Here is an 11,994-nt window from a genome sequence, read left to right as displayed (position 1 = left end):
GCCGCTTAGTTCACGATCAACTCATCAAAATACATCCAGGTCGCTTGCCCTTCCCGTGTATGCCCAACAGGACAGCGACCCGGGTTTTCAGCCTCCACTTTCAGGTAACGACCACTCACATTCAGCGCTCCAAAGTCAAGGTCTTTAATTTGGGTTCCGCGCTCAAAAATGCTTGTTTCCGACTCGGTAATTTCTGCTACCTGCCGGAAATTTGTCTGATCATCCGAAACCGACAAGCGTACAACTGCCGGACGGTGCACTCCCATTCCAAAGTTGGATACCGTACCCAGCTGAACAGCTGAAATCGCTTGTTTTTCTTGCAGGTCAACCACAAAGCTGGCATCCTGATTGTACCAGCCAGCCCATTCAAAATCGCTGTGCCGATCGCTGCCACGAACTCCGTTAGTCAGCACATAAGCACGTGCATTTTCAGTAATTACCGGACAAGCGGTTGCTTTATTCTTCAGCAGATCCAAGGTCAAGGTTTTTCCCATTTGCTCGCCGGCACAAAAGGTAGCCGACTGAATCATCGTAGCCGTTTCCACCTGAATGGTGTCGGCATACAGCATGGATGTAGCATTTGGTACTGAACCGTCAGTGGTATAACGAATCTCCACATCAGGACGAATGCAGCTTAAAGCAACCTGCAAGTTTCCGTCAACCGGCTGTACCAAATGATCGAGGTTGTACATGGATCTGGCATAAGTTATTCCTTTCTGATCCATGTGAGTCAGGTAGTTGTCCAGGCCGGGCAAAAATCCTGCCCAGTCTTTTGTTCCTTTCGCCGACCAAGCCACTTCAGCCAGCGCAGCCAAACGTGGAAAAACTAAATATTCAACATCTTCGGGGGTACTGCAGAACTCGGTCCACAGCGAACCCTGAACGCCCATTAGCAAGCTATCAATACCTTCCTCCCAATCGGGCTGAACCGGTTCGTAGTCATAAACATCTTTCAGGGTGTTGTTACCAAAATAGGTTAATGGTTCAAACCACTGCGGTCCCTGATAACGAATCAGGTAAAGTTTCCGGGCAGGGGTCATCACAAAACGATGTCCTTTCCGGGCAGCTTTCAAAGCGGCATAGCCATACCCACGCCAGCCAAAAATAATGGCATCTTCCGGAATTTCACTATTCGTCAACTCATCCCAGCCCATTACTTCTTTGCCTTTACTTTGCACGTAACGGCTCATCCGTTTCATGAAGTAACTTTGCAGTTCTTCTTCATTCGGAATTTTTTCAGCCTTCATGCGAGCCTGACAATCGGGGCACTTTTCCCAATATGTTTTGACTGCTTCATCTCCTCCAAGGTGAATGTATTGCGAAGGAAACAACTCAGCAACCTCATCAATGACGTCTTCCAGAAAGTGAAAAACCGATTCTTTTCCGGCACAATAAATAATTTGCGTGTTCTTTCCACCTCCACCCGGCAGTACATGAATATTTTGGTCAACTACAGAACAAGCCAACTCGGGATAAGCTGCCAGTGAGGAATTAGTATGAGCCGGCATTTCAATTTCCGGAATCACTTCCACCTGACGATCCTGCGCATAAGCAATAATTTCCCGGATATCATCCTGGGTATAAAAACCACCCACCGTTGCTTCTTCTCCCGGCTTAGCATTGGGACGCGCTGGAAAAGGCTCGTTGCGGGCTACCCGCCAAGCTCCAACGTCAGTCAGCTTGGGGTATTTTTTAATTTCAATCCGCCACCCATTATCATCAACCAAATGAAAATGCAGCTTATTCATCTTCAACATGGCCATGCCATCAATCATCTTCAAAACGGTTTCCTTGGGAATGAAATAGCGGGAAACATCCAGCATCAACCCGCGATAGCCAAAACGCGGCGTATCGGTAATGGTGACCGCCGGAATGGTCCATCCCGACTGGCTGCTACTTGCGCCCTCAATAGTGGCAGGCAGCAACAAACGAAGCGTTTGTGTGCCATAAAAGAAGCCTTCCTTGCTGCTGGCTTCAAGCCGAATTTGCCGGGGATTTACCTCCAACCGATAAGCTTCGCCTTCCAGGCTTGAATCCGTTGCAAACACAATAGCGGCTTCCGGATTATTTTGCTCAATTTCCGGTTTGAACCCGGCGGCTGCTTCCACCAAATCAAAAAATTGTCCGGCCACCTTTTGTTGGTCTTCATTTTCAACACTGCAGCTGGTTTTAGCTGAAAACTGAAAATGTCCTTCTTGCTTTTCCAGTGAAACCGGAGCGGGTATAATTGCCGTTTCTTCCGTTGCCGGTTTATCACTACTGCAGGCAAAAAACTGCAAAACAATAGCGAAACCACACAGCTTTGCCATCCGGTTCAAGTGAATTAATCTCATATCTTTTCTCTTAGTTTAAACAAAAACTATTTTGCTTGTTCTACTTAATTAATAGCCGGCGGTCCCAGGTCACTTTTCACCCGGACTCCCCAGCCCCGTCCATCCAACGGATAAACCTGATTTTCTCTGGCCCATTGCTCCCATAATTGTTGCAACTCATTGGCTTTTTCAGCTTGTTCTTCAATCAGGTCATGCATCTCTGTCGGATCAACGGTCAAATCATACAATTCCCAGTTTCCCTCATAGGGAGGCTGTGGGTTTCTTTTGCGCACCAGCTTCCAGTTGTCCTCAATGACCGCGCAATTTGCTTCGTGCTCAAAGAAAAGTGGCTCGCGCGAAAAGACATCGCCGTTCATAGCTGGCACTAAACTTTTGCCCGGAAGCGGGTGGATAGCTGTTCCTTCAAACGATTTTGGATAATCGGCTCCTGCCAATTCTGCCAGGGTTGGCATCAAATCAATCACATGAGCCACTTGCTTGGTAACTGTACCTTTGGCTTTGATTTGTTCGGGCCAGTGCATCACCAAAGGGGTTGAAATGCCACCCTGATGCACAAAACTTTTATATTCGCGGAAAGGCGTATTGCTTACATTAGCCCAGTTAGTCCGGTAACTCTGCGCCGGTTCTTCATTCCCCAGCTGAGGCAGATCATCCAGTGTCAGTTTGCCGCCCTGGTATTCGGCACAACCACCGTTGTCACTCAAAAATATAATCAGCGTATTGTCCAGTTCGCCATTCTCTTTCAAGGTCTGAATGATCTGTCCGATTCCCTGGTCCATCCGATCTATCTGAGCAGCATATACTGCCATGCGGGCGTCCCAAATCTGCTTTTCCTCTTCTGTCAAGCTTTCCCATTCCCGCACATGCGCATCGCGCTCCGTGAGTGTCCAGTTTTCATCCACAATTCCCAGAGCTTTCAAACGTTCAAAACGTTGCTCCCGGTTTTTATCCCAACCATTTATAAACTGCCCCCGGTATTTGGCAATATCCTCCTGCAAGGCGTGCAAGGGGCGATGCGGCGCATAGTATGCCACATAGGTGAAAAAGGGTTTCTCCTTTTGGGTATTGAAATGATGTTTTAGAAAAGACACCGTTGAGTCGGTCACTGCCTGAGTCAGGTAGAAATCATCCGGTAGTGCTACCCGATCATTTCCATAAGTCATGGTTTCGGTGGTGAAATAGCTTCCACCGCCAGTCAAATGTCCGTAAAAACGGTCAAATCCGCGCTGAAGCGGCCAGTTATGCTTCGGCCCGTCTGCTTCCATAAAAGGATCGTAGGTCAGGTGCCATTTCCCAGTCATGTAACAAGCGTAATCCGCTTGCTTAAGCACCTGAGCCATTGTCACGCATTGCTTATTTAAGTCACCGGTATATCCCGGACTTCCCAGGTTTGAGGCAGTCATCCAGCCCATGCCTGTTTGGTGCGCATACAAACCAGTCATCAGTGAAGCCCGCGTTGGACAGCAACGACCTGTATTATAGGCCTGAGCAAACACGACACCATCACTAGCCAGCTTATCAATGTTGGGCGTTTGGATACCTGAGCCCATAAAACCAAGATCAGAATAACCCATGTCATCTGCCATAATGAGCAAAACATTGGGGCGTTCGGGGGTGCTTTTCTCCGGCGTTGGGGTGCAGCTTAACGCCATCACCCCAACTGAGAAAATGCTAATCTTTTTCAGCATTGCTTATGTTGTATTTTTGTTATTTGGAAATCACATCCAGCTCGGCAATACCCAGCACACGTTGCCCATCGGCAGCAGCTGTGGTTGCAAACTTCAAGAATCGGCTGGTAACCTTTTTGCCCAAATCAATAGTTTGAGTAATCGGATTATTCCGGATATTAGAAAAATCACCGCTTGCTAATTCGGTCCAGTTCTCGCCATCCTCGCTGATCGAAATTTGGTAGTTTAGAGCGATTCCGCGTGACCAACGTGCCTGATCCGGCAAGTAAGTCAAGCCGGAAAAAGCAATTGCTTCGCCAAAATCAACCACCACTTCCTTCACATTGTTCGCGCTAACCCAGCTGGTATAGGGTTTACCATCAAACAAAGGCAGTTTAGCCGCATCGGTACCAACAACAGTCCATTGCTTTTTCGATAAGCCAAACATTTGTTCGCCCACCTCACCATGATTGTCGCCACTGTAAACAATGGCTTTTACGGTTACTTTTCCGTCATTCAAAAACGGTTCAGTATAGGGCTCTGATTGACGGGAAGGTGTGGAGCCGTCTGTGGTATAAAAAACTTCACCAAATTTCTCGGGAGAGTGAATACTCACCATCCCCTGCTGATCGCGACGAATCGTAGGTTCGGCCAAGAGTATGGGTGCATTGTACGCCGATACTTTGGTAATCATTGCCGGAGCCAGCGATTCTTCAAAGGTTATCCGTAGCTTTTGCGTGGTAATGGGCAGGAAGCGCAAAATCCGTTTGTAGCCAATAGTTGTTTCGCGCGCCAGTTCTTTCCAGCTTCCATCCTCCAAATAGTCAACACGGAAAGCTTTCACCCGCTGTCCTTCAGGAATGTACTCCTGCAGCAACAAGCGATTCAGAGTTAGGGATTTTCTGAAATCAATTTCCAAATAACTCTCCTCTCCGGCAGCCTGCCAGTAAGAATCGTAATTGTTGTCAAACGCCTTTTTCAGTTTCTTCTTGTTGTTTGAAGAAAACTGACATTTGGAGTTAACCAGATCTTCTTTAAAATCCAGATCCAGTTGACGCTTCCATTGCAACAAACGCAAGGAGTCAATCGGATGGATCAATCCACGCTTATCGGGGCTTAAATTGAGTAACAACAGGCTATTGCGGCCAACACTTTCGTAGTAAATATCCATCAAACTAGGCAGCGACTTCACCTGATGATCTTCCGCAGCATGGTAGTACCAGCCCGGACGCACCGAGACATCGGTTTCTGAAGGCAGCCAACGTAAGCCGTCTTCGTGTCCCTCATTCAACTGAGCCGGAAAGCTCTTGTCTTTACTAAACTGATCGTTCGGACGCAAGGTGCTCCAGTGTGTTTTTGCAGCGTGTCCCTCTTCATTGCCTACCCAGCGGATGTCGGGCAAACCACCACCATGCACAATGCAATTGGGTTGCAATTCGCGCACCAAGCCAATAAATCCTTGCCAGTCGTAATAATCTTTGCTGATGCTCCGGTTATGCAGTGAGTCGGTTCCGTAATAGCCACGTCCACCATTGGCCCCATCAAACCAAATTTCAAAGATATCACCGTAGTTGGTCAGCAGTTCTGTCAGCTGATTTTTGAAGTATTCGTTGTATCCGGGCTTTCCATAATCGGGATGGTTACAATCCCAGGGCGAAAGGTAGAGCCCCATTTTCAATCCATACTCCTGACAAGCATCGGCAAATTCGCGGACCACATCACCTTGCCCGTTTTTCCAAGGCGAATTTTTCACGCTGTACTCGGTGTATGCCGAAGGCCACAAACAAAAACCATCATGGTGTTTGGCCGTTAAAATGACTCCTTCCATTCCGGCATCTTTACAGATTTTCACCCACTGGCGGCAATCCAGATCGCTGGGATTAAACAGTTCCGGAGATTCGTTACCATACCCCCACTCCATATCGGTGAAGGTATTTATGCTAAAGTGAATGAAAGCAATGGTTTCAAACTTTTGCCATTCCATCTGTTGTTCAGTAGGCTTTGGCAATTTATTTTGAGCAATGGCACCTGCCTGCCAGTTAACAAGCAGGGCCATTAGTAGTATTAATCTTAGTTTCATGAGTAGTCGAGTATCAATATTATTGCTGAGTTAGAATGGGATCCTCGTATTGCTCCTGCAATTTCTGAAGTTCCACTTTCAGTTTATCAGCCAATTCCTGGTATTCTGCTTTTCCGTAGAGGTTATTCATTTCGCTTGGGTCATTTTCCAAATCGTACAACTCCCACTCATCAATGTCGTTGTAAAAATGAATCAATTTATACCGATCTGTGCGGATACCATAGTGACGTTTTACCGCATGCTCTCCCGGATATTCGTAGTAATGGTAGTACAAGCCATCGCGCCACTCGGCTGTTTGCCCGCCGTCAACCAAAGACACCAAAGATTCGCCTTGGATATCTTCAGGAATGGCAACCCCTGCCAGATCAAGGAAGGTAGGCGCATAATCGATATTTTGTACCAGCTCATCAACTTTAATCTTGGCTTCATACCCTTTTGGGAAACGCATTAGCAAAGGTGTACGGAAGGATTCTTCGTACATGAAACGCTTGTCAAACCAGCCATGCTCTCCCATGTAGAAACCTTGATCGGAGGTATAAACCACCAAGGTATTTTCTGCCAATCCGTTATCATCCAAATATTTCAACAAACGACCTACATTATCATCCAGAGACTTCACACAAGCCAGGTAATCCTGCATGTAGCGGTTGTATTTCCACTCTGCCAGCTCTTTCCCGCTTAAGTTACGGGCTTTGAAATCTTCAATAATCGGATCGTACACAGCATCCCAGGCTGCACGCTGCTCATCGGTCATGCGCGAATAAGCCCCTTTTTCGTAGTAGGAACGGTAGGGTGATTTAATATCGCCTTCCTCATCCAGCATTTTTAAATCATACACCACATCCATGTCGTTGATGATGCTCATTTCTTGTCCGGCAGCTGCTGTTCTTCCTTCGTAATCATCGTAAAAATTGGCAGGCAGCGGGAATTTCTGATCTTTGAATTCATTCAGGTATTTTGTTGGTGGCATCCACACCCGGTGCACCGCTTTATGATGAACCAGCAAACAAAATGGTTTGTCTTTATCCCGTTGATCCAACCAGTCGGTGCTAAAGTCGGTAATCACGTCCGTCACATAACCATCATAACGGGTAGTGCCATTTTCATCAATGAAATCCGGATTGTAATAGCTTCCCTGTCCGGGTAAAATATTCCAGTGATCAAAGCCGGTAGGCTGACTTCTCAGGTGCCATTTCCCAATCAAAGCCGTTTCATAACCGGCCTGCTGCAATAGCTTAGGAAATGTTTGCTGATTCCCGTCGAAAGTGTCCGAGTTATCACGCTGACCATTGGCATGGCTATGTTTTCCGGTTAACATGACCGCCCGGCTGGGGGCACAAATGGAGTTGGCAACGAAACTGTTGGTGAAAGTCACCCCTTCGTTGGCAATCCGATCCAGACCAGGTGTTTGAATGAAACGATTATCATAGGCGCTCAACGTTTGAAACGAATGATCATCGGTCATGATAAAGATAATATTCGGCTTTTCAGGCTTTTCCTCCTTAGGAGCCGAAGAAGTACATCCGGCAGCCAAAGAAGCTAAGCCACATGCTAGTAGTAAATTACGATTCATAGGATTTTATATTAGTTTTTGTTATTGAATTTTCTCACCGGGCCAGGGCCATTGGTTCTTTCAGTTCTTATAATTTGCAACTGTCATCCTTGGTCAACAAACCTAATAAATATCAGGCATAAGCTCCAATGGCTCTGTTAAATGATTTCATCCGATTGAATTAGTTTTCGCCGGCATCATCTTTTACCTCCCAAACTTTCACATAGTCAATGGCCATTTCGTAAGGGAAACCACTGGTATCGGTAACATTTCCGGGCCAGAAATACACGCCGGAAGTTCCTTTATCGGCACAAGCATAATTCAGGATGATATAAAAATCGGTTTCAAACGGCCAACGATTTCCATTTCGGTTATCTTTTTTATAAGTCAGGGTCGTTTCGCCATTCACCTGAAATTCAATTAAGTTCTCCGACTTAATGATTCCATAAGTATTGTAGTCGTTTAAGTCGATTTTTGCGGTGACACTTGGAGCTGGTTTCAACTCTTTTCCTTCAGTTTCTGATTGATGAATAACCTGGTAAACGAAAGCATCGGTATTCAAATGCTCCATCACATCAATCTCGCCACAATCGGGCCAACCATTGTAGACAGGATTTTCAGGCATCAGCCAAATAGCCGGCCAGGCTCCTTTGCCCGAGCGCGTGAATTTAGCCCTTACTTCAAGCTTTCCGTTTTTCATGCTGTACTTTCCTTTCGACTGGATGGCACCGGTTTCGGGAAGATCAGTCTCCTCATTCCATCGGGCCCGCATGTGCAAAGCACCATCTTTTACTTCAGCCAGCGAAGCATCATTGGGAACAACGTATTTATTCCAGGCTGATGCCCAAGGCTGGGTTTGGTAACTGGCCCAGTTTTGAGCATTGTAGGCCGTACCTTCAAAGTTATCCTCAAAGACTAACTCCCACTCCAATTCCGCATCCTTATTCTCTTCTTCCGGAACTACTGCAGACTCGCTGTCTTTGCTACACCCTAGTGAGACGAATAGCAATAAAGCCAGTCCCAGAAATAATCTTACATTTTTTTTCATGAATTTTGATTTCGTAAAGTTGGCAATAATCCCGGCTTGCTTTTCAAGGCTGATTATTGCCAACTCCTGTTATGGTTTTCAGTATTCTGCCAGCAGAACCTGTCTTCTTTTCGATTTAGTTAACAACAATTTCATCGGCAAAGATCCAGGCTGTTTTGCCAGCACCATTATGTCCCGGAGGACACACGTTGTTTTTTGCTGTTACCCTGATATAGCGTACTTTTTGAGCTGCAAATTCGGCTTTGAAGTCGTGCAGTGCCACTGGTGCATTAATGTCAACCGGATTTTTCAAGCTTTCAATTTCAGTAAATGACTTTCCATCTGTCGACACTTCAAAAGTGACCGATTCGGGAAGGAAAATCCAGTCGCGGTATTTTTGCAAACATCCCAAAGCAATTGACTGAATGGTTTTGGTTTCGCCCAAATCAATGGTTGCAATCAAACTTTTATCGCTGAATCCATGCCAGAACTTGCCCACTGCCTCGGTTCCACGTACCCCGTCAGTCAGGGTATTGGGGCCATCGGCCTGGTAATACGGACTCACCGGATTGGTATATTCAACAGCCCGTCCGATGGCTTGATGCATCACGAAATTTTGCTCGGCAGGTTTATAGCCTTTCACCTTTCCGTATAGCACCGTTGATGCTTTTAACACAACGCTGGAATTGATCTCGATTGGGGAGTTATATTTTTCACTTTGAAGCGTTGGCTCGCTGCCATCCAAGGTGTAATACACTTCGCCATTCAATATTTCAGTAGAAAGTTCAACCTTCAGTTTTCCATTTTCTGACTTGGGCTTAATGTTCACCGTGTAGTTTCCGGGGCAGTAGTGCAAGCCTTTTTGCTCATAGGCCCGGAACTGGGATTGCAAACGTACATTGAAGCTATCCCAGTCTTTATTTTCTTTCGGGGTCCAAACCACTTCAGCCAAAGCCACCATACGCGGCAATACCATGTACTCCAGGTGTTCGGCAGTGGTAATGTATTCTGTCCAAACGTTGGCCTGTGCTCCCAACACGAAGTGGGCTTCTTCGGCCGTTAATTCTTCGGGAATCGGTTCGTAGGCATAAACTTTCTTCAAGGTATTGAAGCCGCCAATGGCTACAGGCTCGCCTTCGGGGCCTGCCTGATAGTGGTCGAAATAGCAAGGATTACCCGGAGTCATCACCACATCATGCTTCATTTTTGCAGCTTCAATTCCACCGGCTTCCCCACGCCAACTCATCACTGTGGCCTCTGGTGCCAATCCACCTTCCAGGATTTCATCCCAACCAATCATTTTTCGGCCTTTGCTGATGATGAATTTCTCCATGCGGGTGATGAAATAGCTTTGCAGCTCATTTTCATCCTTCAGCTTTTCTTCTTTCATGCGCGCCTGACAGCGCTCGCATTCTTTCCAGGGCCCTTTATTCACTTCATCACCTCCGATATGAATGTAGGTAGAAGGGAATAAATCAATCACTTCAGATAAAACATCTTCCAGAAAATGGTAAACCTCTTCGTTTCCTGCACAGTAGTTGGAAGACATGTTCGAGTAATCTCCTCCGGTTAGTGGTAGCTGCGTTTTTTGCGTACAGCTCAATTCGGGGTAAGATGCAATAGCTGACGCCACGTGGCCGGGCATTTCAATTTCCGGAACAATGGTGATATTCCTTTCGGCGGCATAGTCAATAATTTCTTTGATTTGCTCCTGGGTGTAATAACCACCATAAGTCGGTTCTTCGCCGGGCTTAGCTTGTGGGCGGTCGCTCCACTCCAGGTGATTTTGATCCACGCGCCAGGCACCAACATCAGTTAGCTTGGGGTACTTTTTAATTTCAATGCGCCATCCCTGATCATCAACCAAGTGCCAGTGAAAAGTATTCAATTTGTAAGAAGCCATCAGGTCGATGTATTCTTTCACCACCTCGGGGCCGAAAAAGTGACGGCTAACATCGAGGTGCATACCGCGCCATTGGAAGCGCGGATAGTCGGTAACCGAAAGGCATGGGATTTCGAGTACCGCATTGGTGCGGATAGCGGGCAGCAACTGCAGCAGCGACTGCATTCCGTAGATAATACCAGCTTTATCATTGGCACGCAAGCGAATGTTTTGGGGAGTCACATCCAGCAAATAACCTTCTTTACCGATGGATTCAATCTCCTCCAATTTCAACTCAATCGTTTTGGCTTTTTTAAGCTGGTAAGGCAGATCGTAGGCTGAGATTGTTCTTACGGCTGCGGCAAAAAAATCGGCAGCTTCTTTCAATTCATCTTGTGTGGCATTGAACTGAATAGAGGTATTTTCATCGATGATAAAACTTCCGCTATGCACTTCCAAAGATACGGGCTGCGGAATAATGGATACATTTTGCCGGGCCACTAGCAAAAAGGGGCAAAGCAAAATCAATAAAATCAATAATTGTTTCTTCATGATTGTTCTCTCTCTCTCTTAAATTATGGTGTTTCTATATTCAAACTCAATACCAGCAATCTATGGTGTAGATTCACGTTTTTTTTTTCAGCAGTTGGTTAGTTGAGTTGATAGACTTTCACCCAGTCTACCTGCATTTCCACAGGCAAATCTTCCGGATTGACGGGGCCGGGCCAGCTTCCGCCCAGAGCTTGGTTTAGGATAAGATAGAATTCCTGATCAAACGGCCATTGACTTGATCCGAGCCCTTCCACTTTGGGATAAGTAAACGTCTTTACCCCATTTATCAGGAAGTCCAGCCGATCAGGATACCATTCCAGCCCAAAGATATTAAACTCTCCTTTTTTTAACGAAGCAGTTGCATGATGTTTGGGATTATTTTTTTGTTGTTGAATGTCCACATAATCGGTGTGAATGGTCTGATAAAAGATAGTGTCAAAGTTGAGCTGCTCCATCACATCAATTTCGCCACTTTTAGGCCATCCACCATAAACGCTTTTCTCGGGCATTAGCCAAATAGCCGGCCATGAGCCCTGCCCTTGATCCAACTTGGCACGCACCTCAAGCTTACCGTACTGAAAAGAGAATTTTCCTTTGGTTTGAATGCAGCCGGTTTGGTATTCAACCGTGTCCGCATCATTCTCAGTCCGGATACCTCGCAAATGCAGAACACCATCAATCACTTCGGCATTTTGCGGCTGATCTGTACAATAGCATGCCCAGTTGGGTGACCGGCGTCCGCTAAAACTCCATTTTGTTTCATCCGGAACTCCATCCACCGAAAAGTCATCGCTCCAGATCAATTTCCAATCCTTTGTATCGCTTTGCGAACAAGCAGTAACCAGCAAAGTGACACAAAATAACAACACGATTTTATTCATCTTTTTTTATAGTTGTTTGG

The 11,994-nt window shown here is 46.3% G+C and carries 7 protein-coding genes; all 7 read right to left on the bottom strand.

Annotated elements, in window-relative coordinates; genetic code table 11:
* Nucleotides 1–5: 5 nt before the first annotated feature.
* A complete protein-coding gene (locus tag Q1A18_RS01920) occupies nucleotides 6–2,333 on the bottom strand; it encodes a glycoside hydrolase family 20 protein (RefSeq protein ID WP_299576765.1) in 2,328 nt (775 codons plus the stop codon).
* 44 nt (nucleotides 2,334–2,377) lie between these two features.
* Nucleotides 2,378–4,021, bottom strand: a complete 1,644-nt coding sequence (locus tag Q1A18_RS01915; RefSeq protein WP_299576763.1) for an arylsulfatase — start codon at nucleotides 4,019–4,021, stop codon at nucleotides 2,378–2,380.
* A gap of 19 nt (nucleotides 4,022–4,040) precedes the next feature.
* On the bottom strand, nucleotides 4,041–6,080 hold the full coding sequence (locus tag Q1A18_RS01910; protein WP_299576761.1) for an alpha-L-fucosidase: 2,040 nt from the start codon (nucleotides 6,078–6,080) through the stop codon (nucleotides 4,041–4,043).
* A gap of 19 nt (nucleotides 6,081–6,099) precedes the next feature.
* Nucleotides 6,100–7,653: a sulfatase gene (locus tag Q1A18_RS01905; protein WP_299576759.1), complete on the bottom strand. Its 1,554-nt coding sequence runs from the start codon at nucleotides 7,651–7,653 to the stop codon at nucleotides 6,100–6,102.
* A gap of 160 nt (nucleotides 7,654–7,813) precedes the next feature.
* Nucleotides 7,814–8,680, bottom strand: coding sequence for a glycoside hydrolase family 16 protein (locus Q1A18_RS01900; RefSeq protein ID WP_299576757.1), 867 nt, complete (start codon nucleotides 8,678–8,680; stop codon nucleotides 7,814–7,816).
* A 115-nt stretch (nucleotides 8,681–8,795) separates the two neighbouring features.
* Nucleotides 8,796–11,093 carry a family 20 glycosylhydrolase gene (locus Q1A18_RS01895; RefSeq protein WP_299576755.1) on the bottom strand — a complete coding sequence of 766 codons (2,298 nt, stop codon included), beginning with the start codon at nucleotides 11,091–11,093 and terminating at the stop codon, nucleotides 8,796–8,798.
* A gap of 98 nt (nucleotides 11,094–11,191) precedes the next feature.
* The gene (locus tag Q1A18_RS01890; protein ID WP_299576753.1) at nucleotides 11,192–11,974 is read right to left on the bottom strand and encodes a glycoside hydrolase family 16 protein; all 783 of its coding nucleotides are present in this window, start codon (nucleotides 11,972–11,974) and stop codon (nucleotides 11,192–11,194) included.
* Nucleotides 11,975–11,994 lie beyond the last annotated feature (20 nt).

Origin of the sequence: uncultured Sunxiuqinia sp. (assembly GCF_947495665.1) — a bacterium.
GTDB lineage: Bacteria > Bacteroidota > Bacteroidia > Bacteroidales > Prolixibacteraceae > Sunxiuqinia > Sunxiuqinia rutila.
This window is presented reverse-complemented; position numbering and strand designations above follow the sequence as displayed.